We start from the raw sequence: 19,688 nt of genomic DNA on the forward strand, positions 1-19,688 counted from the left end.
GGGTGGCTTCAAAAATTAATATATTATTTATTCAAAATATTCTTTCATTTTTTCGAAGAAACTCTTGTCATTCTTACCGGGTTGAGGCTTGAAATTAGGTGATTCTCTTAATTTTTCTAACATGCTTCTTTCTTCGGAGCTAAGTGCTTTAGGTGTCCAGATGTTCACATGGATGATCTCGTCACCTCGGTGGTAAGAATTTACTTCAGGAATACCCTTACCTTTTAAGCGTAATAATTTTCCGCTTTGGGTACCAGGTTCAATCTTTATTTTAGCTTTTCCATCTATGGTGGGTACTTCAACACTGTATCCTAATGCTGCATCGATAATAGAAACATGCAGGTCATAAACAACATTGTTGCCTTCTCTTTTTAAGGTTTCGTGAGGAATTTCTTCAATCAGGATGATTAAATCTCCAGGAATACCTCCGTTAGGTGCAGCATTACCTTTTCCACTCATGCTCAATTGCATTCCATCACTTACGCCTGCAGGAATGTTGATTGTGATAGTTTCTTCACCACGAACAACACCCTCGCCATGACATGAATTACATTTTGCAGTAATCTGTTGTCCGCTTCCATTACAGGTAGGGCAGGTAGAAGTGGTTTGCATCTGACCAAGGATGGTATTTGTAACTCTTCTTACCGCACCGCTTCCACCACATGTTTTACAAGTGCTTACCGAAGAACGATCTTTTGCTCCTGAGCCATCACATGTTTTACAGGTAATTTGCTTATTAACTTTTATTTTTTTCTCTGTGCCATTGGCAATTTCTTCAAGAGTGAGTTTTACTTTAATGCGCAGGTTTGTTCCTTTAGCAACTCTTCTTCCACCACGGGATTGCTGACCACCTCCTCCAAAGAAACTTTCGAAAGGACTGCCGCCACCGCCAAAGATATCGCCAAACTGACTGAAGATGTCATCCATATTCATACCGCCGCCGCCATATCCGCCACCAGCTGCACCACCAACGCCGGCATGACCATAATGATCATAACGTTGCTTTTTTTCCGGATTACTCAGGATTTCATAAGCTTCGGCAGCTTCTTTAAAGTTATCTTCGGCTTGTTTATCACCTGGATTTTTATCAGGATGATATTTAATGGCCATTTTGCGATATGCCTTTTTTATTTCCTCTGCAGATGCGCCTTTGGCTACACCAAGTACATCATAATAATCTCTCTTGCTCATATTTCTTAACTGCCCACTACAACTTTAGCAAAACGGATTACTTTATCATTTAAAGTATATCCCTTTTCAAGTTCATCAATTACCTTTCCTTTTAGTTCTTCATTTGGTGCAGGGATTTTAGTAATTGCTTCATGATTATCAGTGTCAAAAACGGTGTTAACGCTTTCCATTTCTTTTAATCCCTTTTGCCCTAAAACACTTTTTAGCTTGTTGTGAACCAATGAAATACCCTCTCGGATCGGATTAATATCGGTAGCACTTTCTATAGCTTTATTTGCACGGTCAAAATCATCTAATACAGGTAGCAATGAGATGATTACATCTTTTCCTGCAGTTTGTAAAAGCTCCTGACGTTCTTTTTGCGTACGACGTTTATAATTGTCAAATTCAGCAAATAAACGTAAATATTTATCATTTAATGCTGCATTTTCTTCTTTCAATTTCTCTTCAGCTGACAACTCAATGGTTTCCGTTTCAGCACTTGCAGTTTCATCAGTAGTCTGCTCAGTTAATTGCTCTTCAGTATTATTTTCCACAATCGGATCTTCGTTATTATCTTTTTTCTTCTTGCTAAACATGGTGTAGTAGAATTTTTGGTGGTAAACTCAAAAGTTTTGCCAATGAAATATATGCGCCATGCTGTCAGTTTTAATTACAATTGACTGACCAGAATGGCTGAAAAAGAATGTTTTGTCAGATAATCAGATTAAACTATCTGTGCATCTTCGTGAACAACACCACCTTCACATTTAATGATTCTTGATGGGAATGTACGAATGATATGATAATCATGTGTAGCCATTAAGACAGCTGTACCACCCTGACTGATCTGTTTTAATAGCAAAACAATTTCTTCAGAAGTATCAGGGTCAAGGTTTCCTGTAGGTTCATCAGCAAGAATGATCTCGGGGTTGTTTAACAAGGCCCTTGCAATAACAACACGTTGCTGCTCACCGCCAGAAAGCTCATGAGGCATTTTCCTGATTTTGGAACGCAAGCCTACTTTCTCCAAAACATCCTTTATGCGTTCATCAATCAACGCTTTGTCTTTCCATCCTGTAGCTTTCAATACAAATTCAAGGTTCTTTTCAATAGTTCTGTCAGTTAGCAGCTGAAAATCCTGAAATACGATACCCAGTTTTCTGCGCAGGAAAGGAACATCTTTAATTGCCAGATTCTTTAAATCAAAGCCTGCGATAAGACCATCACCATTACCAATATGAAGATCTCCATAGATGATCTTAAGCAAACTGCTTTTTCCTGAACCCGTTTGGCCGATTAAAAAAACAAATTCACCCTTGTCAACATTCAAATTTACACTCGATAATACCAGGTGTTTCTGTTGAAATACATCTACATTTCTTAAATTTATAACTGCGTTTCCTGTCATTTTTAAATATCTATTTTAGCGATTTGTCCAAATGGCAAATCATTTACAAAATCCATTATATAAGGCAATTTGTCACCCAGGCCTAATTTATCTAATGATTTGTCAGGTCTGTCAACCCTGAAATATGCCAGAAGAGTAAACTTATCGTCCCTCAATTGTACATAATCAGGAATTTTAGCAATGCCTTTTACTTTAATAACATACATCAGGTCAAAAATAGTATTTCAAAATGAGACCATCATGATTTATTTATCTAAGTATTGTAACTGATCCGGTCAATGGCTTTAGATCCGGGTCCAGATTAATGATATAATAATAGACCCCCATAGGAAGATCTTCATTTTTAAATTTACCATCCCATGGTTTTTCATAACCAGCGCTTTGAAAAACCAATTCACCATACCTGTTCATCACCTTAATCCCCGAGTTTTTATAGGTATCAACAGCCTCGAGTTTCCAGGTGTCATTTACGCCGTCCCCATTAGGACTAAAAGCATTTCTGATCTTTACAGTAGGGTATACCCTAACGAATACCTCATCAGTAGAAATGTTACAGTCGGAAATAGCAGTCAGTGTATACGTAATGTCTCTTTTAGGTGAAGCCACAGGATTTATTTTCGATGGGTCATCAAGCCCATCGCTGGGCGACCAGCTGTAGGTGACATGGTCTCCGCTTACATTTCCATTCAGGGTAGTGCTCTGGCCTTCGAGTATTTTTCTGTCTGTTCCTGCAGAAGCTTTCGGGTCTTCTAAAACAACGACTTTTACTTCGGAGAAACTTTCACATACGCCATTTGAAACGACCACTTTATAAGTAGTGGTCTTTTGCGGATTGGCAATAGGGGAAGAAATTTCCGTAGCTGATAAACCTTCAGAAGGAGACCACCTATATGTAGTACCACCGGAAGCCATCAGCTGGGTGCTGCTTCCTTTGCAGATTTCAATAACCGGACTAACCACCGTGGCTTGTGCCCTAGGTATTACGGCAATATTTGTTTGCGTGGAACTGACACATCCACTACCACTAGTGACCACAACTTTATACAGGCCACTCATTGAAGCGGTTGCATTTGGAATTATGGGTGATTTTTCAGAGGCGGTGTAACCGTTGGGTCCGGTCCACGCATAAGTTCCCCCCGTAGAAGTTAAATCCAGGGTAATCGGGTCTCCTAAGCAAACCAGTTTGTTGGGTACTATATTGAGGACAGGTAGGGGATTGACATTGATGGTCAGTACCTGAGAAACGGTCCTGCAGTTTACAGAACTGAAATTTCCTGGTTCAGCAGCAGTAAAACGGTACTGGTAAGTGCCTTCTAATGCATTGTTGAAAGTGACCTGCATGTTTTTTGTAGTCTCATTAGTAACATCATTCCAGCCGCCATTATTCAAGTTGAATTGCCACTGATACTGAAGGGAGGTTGAACCCTGCACATCTGCATTGAAAGAAAAACTGCCGCTTCCGCCTTCACATAGATTTTCAATACTGTTGTTTGTGCTGTTGAGCTTAGTCGTAATACTTGGGCCACAAGCTCTGAATGTGATATCATCGAGTGCCAGATCATTGCCGCTTCCTCCCGGTCCATTATTGATCATTCTTATTTTTACAGCACTTGTATTGGTCGTTTGAAAAAGAAACCCATACTGCTTCCATTCGGGATTACCATTGTCGATATCCCCGGTATTAAAGGTCTGAAGTACGTCGTCATTAAGTGTCAATATGGAAAAAGTAATGTTAGGCTTTTTGCCGTTCGCATTTCTTAAGATATTTACTATCCAGGCGGCAAACTCATAAGTTGTATTGGGACAAAGGTCTATGGCTACAGTTGATTCGTAAAACACACCCGGTGTTTCACTTGCATTTACCACCATCATGTAACCGTCAGGATCATTTGGTGTATGGTTCTGTACCGTATACCAGCCTGAGTTCATTCCGGCAGTAGTTTTTGCGATGGCATAGTCTCCGTCATGCGGATTGCCGGAGGCACTTGAAGAGTTAAAATTGTAAGAGGTATTGCTTCCTACGCCCTGGCCAAAAAAGGCAGACCCTCTCCCAAAGTCAATATTGATAACCGGATCGCCTAATGATCCGGTGCATACCTGAGATTTAACAGGAACGCTTGTCAATACCAGCATAAGTACAGGCAGCAATATGTTTACGGTTAATCTTTGGAAAATCACAATGAATCAATCGGTGGATTCATAAAGATAGTAGAATAAAATTAAGTTAACAGCCTCTAGATCTGCTTTAAAAACTCAATCGTATTTACATTGTCAGCATAATCCCAAAGCTTGGGCTCCTGACTCCTGCCAAATCCGATCAAACCTGTTTTTAGAGACAAAGGAGCTTTTGTCACGATACACTGAATGTTGTTTTCCAGCGTACTGAGCTCTTCATTAACCTCCTCAGTATCCTTATAAGTCTGATAGTATAGAACCGATAATGGTGAGGACATGCCTGTATCTTCTTTTAACAATAGGAAACCATTGTCATAGTGGGATGCGCTGTTTACCAGGTAAATGGACTTATTGTAGTCGTAGTTGTTGTTGTATTTAAAGTGGTTGATGATGTCCTTGTAGCCCTCAAGTGGCTCAAAGAAGTTCTTAATTTCGTATCCTTCAGGAATGTAGATCTTAGATACATTTCTGCAGCCCAATCCAAAATAATCAAAAATATCGTGGCCTAGTTCAGTGATTTCTTCTACAGTTTCTTCGCCTGTCAATACAGCTATACTGTTTCTGTTCTTACGTATGATGTTCGGAACATTGCCAAAATAATATTCGAAATATCTGGAGGTATTATTACTTCCGGTAGCTATAATAGTATCAAAATCTTTTAAACGATCTGCATAAACGATATGTGGAGCCAGTAGAGGTTCTATTTTAACCAGTTGAGCGAGTAGGGCAGGCAGTAATTTGTCGTCCGATGAAGAAAGTTTGATTAATGCAATATTTCCCGTGGCAATTACTGAAAGCACATCATGAAATCCGACCATCGGAATATTTCCAGCCAGAATTAAACCTACTTTTTTTGGATGATCACTAACCTCTATTTCTTCAAACCATTTGGCTAAATCCTGTTCATTAAGCATGCTGTGTAAAGAATTCAAGGCTTTTTCAACCTCCTCAACTGTAAACCATGCATTGCTGTTCTTTGCAGAAAAGATTAAATTTTTAAAGGCTTCATCAGGATTGATCATGAAGTCTCCGAGTTTTTTGAATGCAATAATTAGTTTTTCAGCATTAAGGATTGGCATAATTTCAACAATTTTAAAGTTTAAGTGTTATATTTGCGATGCAAAGGTAAACTTAGCAAATAGATTTAGACGAAGACATGGCTATTAAAATAACAGACGAATGTATTAACTGCGGAGCATGTGAGCCTGAATGCCCTAATAATGCAATTTATGATGCAGGCACTGCCTGGAGATTTTCTGATGGTACTAACTTACATGGTATCATTGATTTTGGTGATAAACAAATAGATTCAGAAGCTGCACAGGAAGCAGTATCTGATGAAGTTTACTATATCGTTTCTGACAAATGTACTGAATGTAAGGGGTTTCATGATGAGCCTCAATGTGCTGCGGTATGTCCGGTAGACTGCTGTGTTGATGATGAAGATATACGTGAAACAGAAGAAGAGCTGCTGGCTAAAAAGGCCTGGTTACATCAGGAAGGTTAAGCGCTGATTATAAACTAATTGAAAAGGACGTTCATTGAACGTCCTTTTTTTTGCTCATCATTATATATTTGATTGTTCTTTTAAGCCTTTTCCTCATATTTGTTAGGTACAATAAGTACCGGACATGCAGATTTTCTGGCCACATGCTCAGCTACACTACCCATTAAAAAGTGATATAATCCAGTTCTGCCATAAGTACCGATTACGATGAGGTCAGATCCGTATTCATCAGACTGTTTTATGATGCCGTGTGCAGCGCTATCGATTACACTCAAGTAAATTGTAGGAATACCATTGCTGTATTTCGATTCTATCTCTTTTAGCAACATATGGCTGTTTTCTTCGCTATTGTCATATGCTTCTAAAAAAACAGGGGCAAGTGTAAGGTCCGGATTCACATTTGCAGGTACTGGTTCTATAATGTTTACTAAAGCAACTTCAGCACCAAAGGTCTTTGCGACTTCATAGCCCACTCTAGCTGCTTTTTCGGAGCAGGTACTATTATCGACAGCGATAAGAATCTTCTTGAGGTTCATCTTTGTATAGATTAAGGTTTGTATATAAAAATAACAATTCCAGCGCATAAAAGTTTATTTTTATGCATTGATTTAAACTATGGAATTACAATACGGAATATGTAGAGTCGCGGTTGCACAACTAAGGGCCGAACCATCAGACCGCGCAGAGATCAGCACTCAGTTGCTTTTTGGCGATCATGTGCAAATCATTGAAAAGACAGAGAAATGGTGGAAGATAATCAGTGCATATGATGGCTATGAAGGCTGGATGGATTTTAAACAGTTAGCTAATGTAACAGCAGATGTCTGGGATAAACTTAATGATTATAAGCATTTGGCTCCTGCCTCCTTGAATAATACTGTGATTGGCCCGGATGGAAGCGCTTATTACCTGTCTCCCGGAAGTAACCTGCCCTTATATCGGGATGGATATTGCTACATAGGTGATGAAAAATTTAAAGTAGAATTTAATCCAGCCATAATTTATCCAATAACGGAAAAGAACCTGATTACTACAGCTACTTTTTTTCAGAATGTGCCATACTTATGGGGAGGAAGAAATCTGTTTGGAATTGATTGCTCTGGCTTTATGCAAATTGTATTTAAACTACATGGAATCAAACTAAAGCGTGATGCCTGGCAGCAGGCAGAACAAGGCAGTATTGTAGATTTTCTGCAGGAGGTTCAGCCGGGCGATGTTGCTTTTTTTGACAATGACGAGGGCAGGATCACACATGTTGGGATGATGTTGAATACTACAGAGATCATTCATGCTTCAGGCAAGGTGAGAATAGACAAAATGGATAACCAGGGCATTTATAATGCGGACCTTGGCAGGTATACTCATAAACTCAGAATTATTAAAAGATTTGCTTAATAGTTTTATATAGATTTATGGAATAATTATTTTTCCGCATCTCTATTAGAAATATATAAGTATGAAATCTTTTTTGCTCTCAATGTTACTGCTTACTGCAGGTACGACGTCTCTTTTTGCACAAAAAACCCTAACCAACAGCAAGACTTCAGGCTATTATACTTATATCTATAAGTTGACGGATAAAGAAACTTTTGAGATCGCATCAAAATCAACAGCTGTGATCAATGATGGATTTTTACACACACTGGTCGACTCTTTCTATAATGTAAAGTCCAATGTGTATCCTAGGAAACTTCCGTATGGTAATTACTTAAAGGTAAGAGCGGTTGAAAGTAAATTGCAGTACAACCTTGAAGCCATAAGTAATATAAGTATAGCCTTTATCAGTAATACCAGGGATTTTCAGATCAGTGTTTCAGACTTAAAGGGGAATCTTCTGGAAGATGCCGTGGTAAAAGTAGGTAAGAGTAAGCGAATAAAATATAATGCAAACAGCAAGCTTTACATAGCATCATCGGGAGCAAAACCTAATGTCATCACCGTAAATTATAATGGGGTCAATAACTTCTTTACTTATGATGAAGAAGAGCGATACAGACCCGACAAGGGACCTTCATTTTTCAGGAAGCTATTTAATGCAAAAGCTTATAGACACAAATCCCCCCAGTATAAACCTGAAATACCTAAATACAAAGGATACATGGTATTTAATAAACCGATGTATAAGCCTGCTGATACAGTGAAGTTTAAGGCTTATTTGCTGACAAAAGAAGGTAAGTCGCTTCGTAATAAACCATTAAGAGCTGAGTTAGAAAGAAATGGAACCAATGTATTGCTGACGACTTTAAATCCTTATTTTGAAGGTGGTTATGAGCATAGTTTTCTACTACATGACAGCTTAAATCTTGTGCTTGGAAGAAACTATAATATCGTGCTTAAAGAACAGGTGAAAAATGAGTGGAAACAAGTGTACAGTAGCTATTTCAGATACGAGGATTATGAATTAAAATCTGTTGATTTTTCTGTACGAACCGACAAGGAGGAGTATAGCCCGGGAAGTCCTGTGACGATTTACTTAAAAGCTTCTGATGAAAATGAACTTGCTGTACCTGATGGGAGAGTGGAAGTAGTTGTAACCAGCAATTATCCCTCAAATTATTATAACCGACAGGTTTTTGTGAAAGATACGTTGTGGAAGACAAACGTTGTAATGGATCCGGTGGGCGAGACAAAACTGGTATTGCCGGATAGTATTTTTCCTCAGGCCGATCTTGGCGTTTCCATGAGTTTTACATTCTTAAACAGCAATAATGAAAGCAGAACAGCATATAAAGGATTTAACTATAAAGTCAAAAGCCAGGAAATAAAATTTCACCTTGTGAAAGACAGTCTGAATCTAAACTATTTAGTTAATGGACAGTCACTGAAACAAGGTGCCACAATTTATACTTCTTACCCAAATAGTGATTCGCAGGACTCTGTCAAGGTTCAGCTTCCTCATATCATGACAATGGATTATCATGTTAGTGAGTATAAAATAAAAACGGCAGATGGTTTTGTCGACTATAAACGGCCGGAGGATATGAATGCAAACATCAAGGTGCTGGCAGCTCAAAATAAAGATTCTTTAGTTATCGTTGCATCCAATGTAAATAAGATTCCTTTCTGGTATACTGTCTTTTCGGGAGATAAAGTCTTTTTAAGGGGGTATACCACTAAGCTGGATACGCTGATTAAACACAACCCCGCCAAAATCAGTCAGGTTAAAATCGTTTATAATCTGGGCGAAGCACTAAGAGGGGCGCAGACCAGTGCCGCTTATAAGCCAAATATATTGAGTGTTAAACTCCTGGGGCCGGAGATTGTATATCCCGGTCAGACTGTCAATATGCTGGTGAACGTAACCAATTCTGATGGCCAGCCTGAAGCAGGTACAGATGTTACCGCTTATGCCTATACTTCCAAATTTAAAAATGCGCAAAACCCTGAAGTACCTTTTTTTGGTAAACAGTATGTTTTCCGTAAGCAAAGGCCTCATATAGATATTGATGATATCAACAAAGCCAGCGAAATTAAGCTAAATTGGAGTAAATGGGGTAAAGCTCTAAACCTCGATACTATTGAGTATTACAAATTTATGAATACTACAGATTTGTATTCCAATAATGAAGCAGGAAATGATACGGCGAGAGCAAGCGTTGCTCCATTTGTAGTTAAGGATGGAGCTGTAGAGCCCGTTCTAGTGGCTTATATAGATGAGGTGCCGGTATATTTTAACAATGCAGAGCAGCCCAAGAGGTATGCTTTTTGGTTGAGCCCTGGTCGTCACAACATCCGTTTGCGTACAGCTGAACATCTGGTTATTTTAGATGGTTATAAATTTGTAAAGGGGAAAAGAACTGTACTGGCAGTCGCAGCAGATGTCAGGAATACAAAAGCGACAGTAACCAAGGTAACTGCTGTGCTAAGCGAAGACGAAGCAGCCTTACTATCACAATACATGATCCGGGTCGAGAATAATTTTGGCGTAGAAAAGACGACCATTAGTAATCAAAATACCACTACTTTATTGTCCCTTCCGATGGATGATGGAAATGGCATTATGGTAAGGAATCAAAGTGCGAGATACGCAAATGGCAAAGGTTTCTTATTTGGTCCTTTTCCTGAAATGTTCCTGCATTTCAAATCCGGCGATCTGGAACATCCATTTTTAAAAGAACCTGGCTATACTTATACATTCGAACCTGGCCTGATCAAACAAAAATCTTTTCCGGGAAAATATGTATTCAACACCACTTTAGCTAAGAGTGTGGATGACAATAGAGATTATAAACAATATCCTATAAAACGAGGGGAGATCGACAGCATTTGGAATGAATACCTGAATTTAAGAAGCAGCACCAGCACGTTATTCCGAAATCAGTCTGGTTATAGCGATGACTACGGACGGTTAATTATGAAACTGGATACTGCCCTGGCAAAAAAGATGCCTTATGTGAAAAATATAATTATTTTAAAGGAAGGAGAACCAGACTTTTTGCAAATCTTTCCTGGAAATAGCAATGGATTCCTTAACCTCGAAAAAGGTAAATACCGGGTACTTTATTTGTTCAGAGACAATCGTTATTTAATTACCAAACATGAAGAAATTAAGCCAAAGGGCAAAAATTATTTTGAGTGGACAGGACTGCAAGTGCAGGCTGCAGATAGTCTGAGCAATAAAGTAGATGCAGAAATTAAGTCTGTCAATTCAGGTAGATTGGGTTCGGCTTCTGAAGATGCTAAAGAACGTATCTCAAAAATTCTCAATGGAAAATTTCTAAATGCAGCATCAGTAAATATCCCTAGCTATGGAAGAATATTTGAATTAAAAAGCAAAAAGCCAATTCAGGGAGCCTTGGTCGTTGTAAAGGGATTAAATTCGGGGACAACTACAGATGTAAACGGGAAATTTGAGATTAAAACGCCTTCCCGCGGATCAATAATCATCAGTTTTATTGGGCACCAAAAACTGGAAGTTAAGGCGCTGGCCGGTAATATGGGCGATTTCTATCTGGAAGAATCCGGACACGCGCTCAATGAAGTTAAAGTAACCGCGTATGGTAGTGAAACTAGAACTAAAACTCTGATGACGGGTTCTGTAACGACCATACGTCAGGAGGTAGAAGCTTTGCCTGCCAGTGACGTGATGAAATTATTGCAAGGGAAAGTCGCAGGACTGAATATACAGGAGGATGCTTCGGTTATGCGCGGATCTGTGACGATACGCGGAATAAGTAACATTCCGATCGGCGGGGCTGATAAGGCTGGTTATTCTTCTGGTGTTAAGCCTCTGATCATCGTAGACGGCCTGCCTTATAACGGAGATATAAGTGATATAGATCAGGCTACTATAGATAATATAAATGTGCTGAAAGATGCTGAGGCAACCGCAATTTACGGATCCAGCGGAGCGGGTGGAGTGATCATCGTAAAAACCAAAGGTGGGAAATCACAAACGAATGCAGCAGGAGAAATTGTGCAACAGCAGCAACAAACGATGCGTAGCAACTTTTCTGATTACGCCATATGGCAGCCTAAGTTGCTAACCGATGCCGAGGGAAAAGCTTCATTTAAAGTTAAATTCCCGGATGACATTACCAATTGGACGACGAAGTTGGTCGCCGTGAATGGTCGCAAACAAAGCGGTGTCAGTGAAAGTAATATCAAATCCTTCAAAGTGTTCAGTGCTAATTTTGTCTCGCCGCTTTTTGCAGTAGTTGGCGATAGCATTAATGTCATCGGCAAACTAATGAATTACAGTAATGTAGAAGAAGCGGCGTTAAGAAAATTGAGTTACAACGGTACAGATATGCTGAACGGCGCTGTTAAATTCAAAAATGCTCATATTGATACCGCGGCTATTGTCGCCAAAAGCTCGGGAAAACAAACCCTGAAAGACAGTCTTGCTTTTGAATACAGCATGAAACAGGATAACGGGTATTTTGATGGAGAGTTGCGTAAGATCCCATTGATGCAGGCAGGAGTCCTTGAAACCAAAGGCTTTTTTAATGCACTGATGCGTGATACGATAGTCACCTATAATTTTGACAAAAGCCTTGGTAAGGTAACATTAAGGGCTGAAACTTCGATATTTCCAACACTATTGGATGAAATGGAAAAACTGCGGAATTACGAATATTTGTGCAATGAGCAGCTGGCCTCCAAGTTAAAAGCACTATTACTTGAAAAGAAGGTGAGGAAATACCTTGGAGAAGAATTTAAGGAAGAAAAGAATATTACTAAGATCATTGAAAAGCTTCAGAAGAACAAACGTCCGGAGGGAACCTGGGGATGGTGGCAAAACAGTCAGGAAGAACTTTGGATCAGTTTGCATGTCGTAGAAGCAATGTTGCAGGCTCAGAAGCAAGGGTATACGGTTACTTTGGATAAGCAAAGGCTCTATAGTTATATAGTTGATAAAATGGTCAGCCAGAAGTATTTCGATCAGATCTATGGAATCAGACTGTTGCTATTGCTAAACGAAAAGTATTACGTAAAAGATTGGATAGAAGCTATAGAGAAACAGAGAAAAGAACAGGAAGAAAAGAACCTGGTTGAACGAAAAAAGAACCTGACCACCTATGTGTACAAGCAGCCTTTGTACGAGAAATTACAGCTCATGCAATTGAAACAGCAGGGAGGTATGGCGGTAGACCTGAAATGGCTCGCAGCACAGAAAAAGGAAACCATGTTTGGGAATATTTACTGGGGTGAAGAAGGTAGTCGTTTCTGGGATAATAATATCCAGAATACTTTGCTCGCTTATCAGATCCTCAAAGAAGGAGGCGCGCACAGGGACGAGCTTGACGCCATAGCACGTTACTTCCTGGAGCAAAGAAAAGATGGTCAGTGGCGCAATACCTTTGAGTCCTCCCTAATCCTGGAAACCATACTTCCTGAACTGATGGTTGATAACAAAAAATCAGAACCTGCCTCCATTTCACTAAATAACGAAGAAAATATTACCGTTTTCTCTTTCAACAAGTTCATAGAACCGGCAACCTTGAAATTGAGTAAAAAGGGGAATGCACCAGTTTACTTTACAGCTTATCAACAATTCAATAACCCTAAGCCTGAAAAAGTAAGTAAAGATTTTACTGTGAAAACGACATTAAATCAGAATGGGGTGGAAGTGAAAAACTTAAAAGCTGGAACACTGACCACTTTAAATGTGGAAGTAGATGTTCGTGCCGATGCGGATTACGTGATGATCGAAATCCCTATTCCTGCAGGTTGCTCGTATGAAAACAAAATTCAGAGTTTCTGGGGCGTTGAGACACACAGGGAATATTTTAAGCATAAAACATCTATATTCTGTACGAAGCTTAAAGCAGGTAAGTACAATTTTTCTATACAATTGTTGCCAAGGTATTCGGGAAATTATGTGTTAAATCCGGCTAAAGCTGAAATGATGTATTTCCCGGTATTTTATGGAAGAGAAGAAATGAAAAGAGTTGGGATTAAATAAGCTCCCAGATCATTACCTGCCTGTCGTCTCCCGTGGAGATCAGGTACTTCCCATCTGTGCTCCAGATGAGTTTATTGATCGAGTGAAAATGGCCTGGGGTGGTTTTCTCCAGGCTCATGATCTTATATAGTTTAAGGTCTTCACTGCCCCAGATTTTGATGCTTTTATCCTGACTGCAGGTCGCAAAGTAAGGGAGGGAAGGATGAAAAGCAACGGCATATACGCTGAACATGTGCGCAGGTATATTGTTGACAAGTTCATAGTCTGGTAGGCTCCAGAACTTCAATTGTGCGTCTCTGCTACCCGAAATCAGCTGACTGCCATCAGGAGTGTATTGCAAGGCTGTGACAGCAAATTTGTGACCGTTCAATTCTTTGCTCAGCGAATAATCCTCAGAATTGTAAATACGAATTATACCATCCTTGCAGCCCAAGGCAACTTCCTTTTCATCTTTACTAACTGCAATGGTACGAACAGTATCCTGAAACACTTGAAAATGATACAGCAATGAGAAGTCGTTCAAAGACCATACGGCGACTACACCATCTTCTCCGGTGCTGAGCAATTCTTGTTTGTATGCCAGGGTTTTCAAGTCGAACACCCCTTTTTTATGATGGCTCAAAGTAGCTTTTAACTTTTGCTCTTCCAGATCAAATACTAAAATCAGTCCGCTTCTCTGGGCGATGAACAGCATGTTTTCATAGCAATGCATTGCATACACAGAACTTTGCACCGGCACCAGTACCTTTACAAAACTCATGGTCTCCAGCGACCATTCTACTACACCTTTATCATTTCCCGCGCTAAAGAAATATCCTTCTTTGGGAGAGTTGATTAAGGTATAGACTGGATTTTGATGTCCGCTCAGTGTATGTAGATGCTTCAGCATAATGTTATTTGCTGTGTCTGCCTTTTAAATTCAAGCCAATATCAGCCAACGTTTTCCCTTTTTCCCTTAACAATACCAGAAGGTGGAAAATAAGGTCGGAGCTTTCATTGATGAAGTCTTCATCAGTTTCATTTAAAGCAGCGATAACAGTTTCTACACCTTCCTCGCCAACTTTCTGGGCAATCTTATTCAAGCCTTTTTGACGAAGCTTATTTACATAAGATTCTTCTGAGGGGTTAGCATACCTATCCTCAATGATTTTCTCGAGTTCAAAAATGAAATTCTGGTTGTATTCAGTTTTAAAGCAGCTGCGTGAACCCGTATGGCAGGTTGGGCCAACAGGACTGGCTTTGATGAGAATGGTATCATTGTCGCAGTCAATATGCGTATCTTTTACGTAAAGAAAGTTTCCGCTTTCCTCACCTTTAGTCCACAGGCGGTTTTTACTGCGGGAAAAGAAAGTTACTTTCCCTTCAGCCCGGGTTTTATCCCATGCTTCCTGGTTCATGTAGCCGAGCATTAAAACCTCAAGGGTTTGTACATCTTGTATGATGACAGGAACCAAACCCTGTGTTTTTTCAAAATCTATAGTCATTGTTTATAATCTTTACGTCATCCTGAATTTATTTCAGGATCTCCGGCCATTCTAATCAACCTTTCTTTTGCGGGATCCTGAAATAAATTTGCTTCGCAGCTTCTCCGAGGTCAGGATGATGCCCGCTTTACCTCACCGGTATGTTGTGTTTTTTTAATTCTTCTTTTAAATAGGGTATGGGAATCTCTCCAAAATGGAAAACCGAAGCTGCCAATGCTGCATCTACACCCGTTTCCAAAAATACTTCTGTAAAATGTTCGACTTTTCCTGCACCACCGGAAGCAATCACCGGAATATTGATCGAGCGTGCTACCTTGTCCAGCAACCCGCAATCGAAACCGTTCTTTGTACCGTCATGATCCATGGAAGTCAATAGTATTTCACCGGCTCCGAGGCTCTCCGCCCTCCGGATCCAATCTTCCGTCTCCAACTCAGTGATCAATCTGCCGCCATTCAAGTGCACCATATTTCGACCGTCAACGAGTTTGGTGTCTACCGCAACAACCACAAACTGAACTCCAAAAGCCTTTGCAAGATCTTCGATTAATGAAGGATTTCTAACTGCTGCGGAATTGATGCTGATCTTGTCAGCACCTGAATTCAGCAATGCTTCAGCATCAGCAACAGTTGTAATGCCGCCACCAATGGTGAATGGAATGTTCAGCTGTCTTGCTACAGACTTTACCATTTCTATGGTAGTTCCTCGCCGTTCATGAGTAGCAGTGATGTCCAGAAATACCAGTTCATCTGCACCCTGCTGAGCATATTGCCAGGCAAGTTGTACCGGATCTCCGGCATCTTTAAGGTCTACAAAATTAACTCCTTTTACTGTGCGCCCGTCTTTTACATCGAGGCATGGAATGATACGTTTACTCAGCATCTGATTACAGAGAAGTCATTTGCTTCAGGTTCCATTCCTTGATCTCTTCAATCGTGATTCTGTTTTCATAGATTGCCTTTCCAACTACTACAGAACGAATTTCCAGTTTGTCAAGTTCTTCAATGTCCTTCATAGAACTTACACCACCGGAAGCGATCAGTTTAATAAAAGGAGAGTGGTCTAATAACTTCTTATACAGATCAATTGCTGCACCACCTAATTTACCGTCTTTGTTGATATCTGTACACAGGAACCTGAAAAAGCCCAGTTGCAGGCACTTATCAACGTAGTCCATTAGCTTGATCGGTGAGCTTTCCATCCATCCTGAATATTTAATGACCTCATCCAATACATCGATAGCAATCACGATGCGGTTTGCGTAATCGTATTTTTTACCAACCTCAGTACTCAGTTCTTTCAGAAAGTCAGGGTTTGTAATCGCTTGCGTGCCTACAATCACGCGGTGAACACCTGCATCAAGCAAGTTTGTTACTTGTTCGATTGTGCGGATACCCCCTCCGTACTGCACGCGCATATCTGTTTTTTTAATGATGTCAAACAGCTCCTTTTGATTGCTGAAATCACCTTTGGCGCCATTTAAATCAATAATATGTATGAATTCTGTACCATTCGAACGGTACGTTTCAATCATTTCGGCGATGGAAACATCATAAACTGTTTTCTGGTCATAGTCGCCTTCTCTTAAGCGAACAACTTTCCCATCTAGAATATCAATTGCTGGAATTATGTACATTTTACTGTTTTAAGTTTGAAAAATTCTTTAATAAACTTTCTCCGGCGGCACCAGATTTTTCCGGATGAAATTGCACGCCATAGAAATTATCCTTTTGTACAGCTGCAGAAAATGGTTGCCCATATTCAGCAGTTGCAATGTCAAAAGTAGGGTTATATTCAATAAAGTACGAATGCACGAAGTAAAATTGTGACCCACTTTTAACATCTTCAAAGAGCAAATTGTTTTTATGCTCAATGTTGTTCCATCCCATGTGAGGGATTTTAATCCCCTGATTCTTATTGAATAGCCTTGTTTTTAATGGGACAATGCCGATTAATTCGGCATCTCCCTCTTCAGAATGATCGGTTAGGAGCTGCATACCTACACATATTCCCAATACAGGCTTTTTTAATGCTTTTATCGGTTCCACCAGCCCGGTGTCTGCTAATTTCTTCATAGCGGCACCCGCATGACCTACGCCAGGTATGATGATGTGGCTATATTTATCCAGGTCAGCCTCTGTGTTGACCATGCCGTAAGGCAGGTCCAGCCTGTCCAGCGCTGAAGTTAGCGAAAAGATGTTGCCGGCTCCGTAGTTTACAATTCCAATCATGATTATCTTCTTATTACTCATTCTCGTCATTCCGACGATAGGAGGAATCTCTTGTTGATGCTTAGTTCAAGAGATCTCTCACCATGTTCGAGATGACGATCAATATTACAATACTCCTTTAGTACTCGGTAAGACTAACTTCTCCGCATCCCTTTTAATCGCCATTTTTATTGCCTTTGCAAAGGCTTTAAATATAGCTTCAATTTTATGGTGTTCATTATCTCCCTCTGCTTTAATGTTCAAATTGCATTTAGCGGCATCAGTAAACGATTTAAAGAAATGATAGAACATTTCTGTTGGCATATCACCTACCTTTTCACGCTTAAATTCAGCATCCCAAACAATCCATGCCCGGCCACCAAAATCAATTGCAGCCTGAGCCAGACAATCATCCATTGGCAGACAGAAACCATATCTTTCCAACCCGAGTTTATTACCTATTGCTTTAGCAAAAGCCTCCCCAAGCGCAATTCCAGTATCTTCAATGGTATGGTGTTCATCAATATGCAAATCACCATCAGTCTTAATACTGAGGTCGATACTGCCATGACGGGCGATTTGATCCAGCATGTGATCAAAGAAGTTCAGCCCGGTATGGATATCCGCTTTTCCGGTACCATCCAGATCTATCTTAATGGCAATCTTTGTCTCATTGGTGTTGCGCTCATGTGAAATCACCCTGGCTCCAGCTTTTAGCATGGTATAAATGTCTACCCAGTTAGAGGTCTGCAATGCAATGTGCTCACTCAAAGCCTCAGCCTTGCCAAGATTTTCATGAGCCCCCAATGTGTCATTGTTGCGCAGATAAATGGCCTTAGCCCCCAGATTTTTAGCTAGTACGACATCATTCAGTCGATCACCGATTACAAAGGAATTTGCCATGTCGTAACCTTCATCGAAGAAATGCTGTAAAAGCCCGGTATTTGGCTTGCGGGTAGGAGCATTGTCGTGCGCAAAGGTCTTGTCAATAATTACCTCGTTGAACACGACACCTTCACCTTCAAAAGTGCTCATGATGAAATTATGCACTGGCCAGAAGTTTATTTCCGGGTGTGAATCTGTGCCCAGTCCATCCTGATTGGTGACCATTACCAGATCATAATCCAATTCGGCGGCAATCTTTGAAAGATAGTACAAAGCCTTCGGGTAAAATTCAAGCTTAGCAAATGAATCAATTTGCTCATCGGCAGGCTCTATGATCAATGTGCCATCACGATCTATAAAAAGTACTTTTTTCATTATATATTTTTAAGGGCTTCTAACAACGTTTTGTTCTCTTCCGGGGTTCCAATAGTGATGCGCAGACATCCTTCGCACAGTGTCACCTTAGAGCGGTCTCTTACAATGATTCCCTGGTCTACTAATGTGTTGTAGGTATTCAACGCCTCATCGACCTCTGCGAGTATAAAGTTAGCATCTGAAGGATATACTTTTCTAACATTAGGAAGCGCGAGCAGGTCATTGCTTAGCTTTTCTCTTTCTGCTACCGTGATCCTGATCCATTCATTAACTTTTTCAATGTTCTCAAGTGCCTTTAATGCGATATCCTGAGTAGCCTGATTGATGTTATACGGGGGTTTCACTTTATTGAAAATGTCGATCACCGGGCGCGAAGCAAAAGCCATTCCCAAACGGAGTGCTGCAAGTCCCCAGGCTTTTGAGAAAGTCTGTAAAACCACCAGGTTCGGATACTCTGTTAATTCCTTGATGAAGCTGCGTTGTTTAGCATAATTGATGTAGGCTTCATCAATGATCACAAGGCCTTTAAAATTGGCAAGTATAGTCTCAATATCTGTGCGTACAATTGAGTTTCCGGTAGGGTTGTTTGGAGAGCAGATGAAGATCAGTTTGGTGTTTTCATCTATCGCTTCGGCAATCCCGTCAAGGTCTGGTTGGAAGTTTGGCAGGAGGTTTACTTTACGCACTTCAACGTTGTTGATGCCGGCCGAAACTTCATACATTCCGTAGGTAGGGGGCAGGATAATTACATTGTCTTTTGCCGGTTCGCAAAAAGCGCGGAACAACAAATCTATGGCCTCGTCACTTCCGTTTCCAAGGAAGGTGTTTTCGATGGGAACTCCTTTGATTTTGCTGATGGCATCCTTTAAATCCAGTTGCAAAGGATCGGGATATCTATTGTAGTTTTTATAGGATTCGCCTGCTTCCTCTTGTGGAAATGGCGAACCAAAACTGTTCTCATTGGCATCCAGAAATACACTGGCCTGGCCTTTATATTCATCCCTGGCAGTAGAGTAGGGGCGAAGGTTTTTTATGTTTTCTCTTTGTAAATTATTAATGTCCATT

General features: G+C 40.2%; 17 protein-coding genes. 3 read left to right on the top strand and 14 right to left on the bottom strand.

Features of this window, described 5'->3' with window-relative positions; all coding sequences use genetic code 11:
- Positions 1-27 precede the first annotated feature (27 nt).
- From dnaJ to R2Q78_RS12915, 6 genes are all read right to left on the bottom strand, one after another.
- Entirely contained in the window at positions 28-1,191 is a 1,164-nt protein-coding gene (gene dnaJ / locus R2Q78_RS12890; RefSeq protein WP_316792503.1) for a molecular chaperone DnaJ, read from the bottom strand.
- Positions 1,192-1,196: 5 nt separating this feature from the next.
- A complete protein-coding gene (locus R2Q78_RS12895) occupies positions 1,197-1,769 on the bottom strand; it encodes a nucleotide exchange factor GrpE (protein ID WP_316792505.1) in 573 nt (190 codons plus the stop codon).
- Positions 1,770-1,897: 128 nt separating this feature from the next.
- Complete coding sequence (locus R2Q78_RS12900; protein WP_316792507.1) at positions 1,898-2,581, bottom strand: cell division ATP-binding protein FtsE; 684 nt, start codon at positions 2,579-2,581, stop codon at positions 1,898-1,900.
- 2 nt (positions 2,582-2,583) lie between these two features.
- Positions 2,584-2,787, bottom strand: coding sequence for a fructose-6-phosphate aldolase (locus tag R2Q78_RS12905; protein WP_136834192.1), 204 nt, complete (start codon positions 2,785-2,787; stop codon positions 2,584-2,586).
- A gap of 43 nt (positions 2,788-2,830) precedes the next feature.
- Positions 2,831-4,729, bottom strand: coding sequence for a gliding motility-associated C-terminal domain-containing protein (locus tag R2Q78_RS12910; protein WP_316792511.1), 1,899 nt, complete (start codon positions 4,727-4,729; stop codon positions 2,831-2,833).
- Positions 4,730-4,815: 86 nt separating this feature from the next.
- Entirely contained in the window at positions 4,816-5,835 is a 1,020-nt protein-coding gene (locus R2Q78_RS12915) for an acyl-CoA reductase (protein WP_316792512.1), read from the bottom strand.
- Between the two features lie 77 nt (positions 5,836-5,912).
- Here R2Q78_RS12915 and R2Q78_RS12920 point away from each other — a divergent pair, with 77 nt between their 5' ends.
- On the top strand, positions 5,913-6,263 hold the full coding sequence (locus R2Q78_RS12920) for a 4Fe-4S dicluster domain-containing protein (protein WP_316792515.1): 351 nt from the start codon (positions 5,913-5,915) through the stop codon (positions 6,261-6,263).
- Positions 6,264-6,343: 80 nt separating this feature from the next.
- On the opposite strand, the gene R2Q78_RS12925 is transcribed toward R2Q78_RS12920, so the two are convergent.
- Positions 6,344-6,799 carry a universal stress protein gene (locus R2Q78_RS12925; protein WP_316792516.1) on the bottom strand — a complete coding sequence of 152 codons (456 nt, stop codon included), beginning with the start codon at positions 6,797-6,799 and terminating at the stop codon, positions 6,344-6,346.
- 79 nt (positions 6,800-6,878) lie between these two features.
- On the opposite strand from R2Q78_RS12925, the gene R2Q78_RS12930 reads away from it, so the two are divergent.
- Complete coding sequence (locus R2Q78_RS12930; protein ID WP_316792518.1) at positions 6,879-7,658, top strand: C40 family peptidase; 780 nt, start codon at positions 6,879-6,881, stop codon at positions 7,656-7,658.
- A gap of 61 nt (positions 7,659-7,719) precedes the next feature.
- Positions 7,720-13,671: an alpha-2-macroglobulin family protein gene (locus R2Q78_RS12935; protein ID WP_316792520.1), complete on the top strand. Its 5,952-nt coding sequence runs from the start codon at positions 7,720-7,722 to the stop codon at positions 13,669-13,671.
- Here the strand turns inward: R2Q78_RS12935 and R2Q78_RS12940 are convergent.
- The 7 genes from R2Q78_RS12940 to hisC all read right to left on the bottom strand — a co-directional run bounded on the left by R2Q78_RS12940 (position 13,664) and on the right by hisC (position 19,687).
- Entirely contained in the window at positions 13,664-14,560 is an 897-nt protein-coding gene (locus R2Q78_RS12940) for a WD40 repeat domain-containing protein (RefSeq protein WP_316792523.1), read from the bottom strand. The genes R2Q78_RS12935 and R2Q78_RS12940 overlap by 8 nt on opposite strands.
- Positions 14,561-14,564: 4 nt before the next feature.
- Complete coding sequence (gene hisIE, locus R2Q78_RS12945; RefSeq protein ID WP_316792524.1) at positions 14,565-15,155, bottom strand: bifunctional phosphoribosyl-AMP cyclohydrolase/phosphoribosyl-ATP diphosphatase HisIE; 591 nt, start codon at positions 15,153-15,155, stop codon at positions 14,565-14,567.
- Between the two features lie 127 nt (positions 15,156-15,282).
- Positions 15,283-16,035, bottom strand: coding sequence for an imidazole glycerol phosphate synthase subunit HisF (gene hisF, locus R2Q78_RS12950; RefSeq protein ID WP_316792527.1), 753 nt, complete (start codon positions 16,033-16,035; stop codon positions 15,283-15,285).
- Positions 16,036-16,039: 4 nt separating this feature from the next.
- A complete protein-coding gene (gene hisA, locus R2Q78_RS12955; RefSeq protein WP_316792529.1) occupies positions 16,040-16,789 on the bottom strand; it encodes a 1-(5-phosphoribosyl)-5-[(5-phosphoribosylamino)methylideneamino]imidazole-4-carboxamide isomerase in 750 nt (249 codons plus the stop codon).
- Position 16,790: 1 nt separating this feature from the next.
- Complete coding sequence (gene hisH, locus R2Q78_RS12960) at positions 16,791-17,384, bottom strand: imidazole glycerol phosphate synthase subunit HisH (RefSeq protein ID WP_316792531.1); 594 nt, start codon at positions 17,382-17,384, stop codon at positions 16,791-16,793.
- A gap of 105 nt (positions 17,385-17,489) precedes the next feature.
- The gene (gene hisB / locus R2Q78_RS12965) at positions 17,490-18,623 is read right to left on the bottom strand and encodes a bifunctional histidinol-phosphatase/imidazoleglycerol-phosphate dehydratase HisB (protein ID WP_316792533.1); all 1,134 of its coding nucleotides are present in this window, start codon (positions 18,621-18,623) and stop codon (positions 17,490-17,492) included.
- The gene (gene hisC / locus R2Q78_RS12970; protein ID WP_316792535.1) at positions 18,623-19,687 is read right to left on the bottom strand and encodes a histidinol-phosphate transaminase; all 1,065 of its coding nucleotides are present in this window, start codon (positions 19,685-19,687) and stop codon (positions 18,623-18,625) included. Before hisC ends, hisB begins: the two co-directional genes overlap by 1 nt.
- Position 19,688 lies beyond the last annotated feature (1 nt).

This window comes from Pedobacter frigoris, assembly GCF_032678645.1.
Lineage (GTDB): Bacteria > Bacteroidota > Bacteroidia > Sphingobacteriales > Sphingobacteriaceae > Pedobacter > Pedobacter frigoris_A.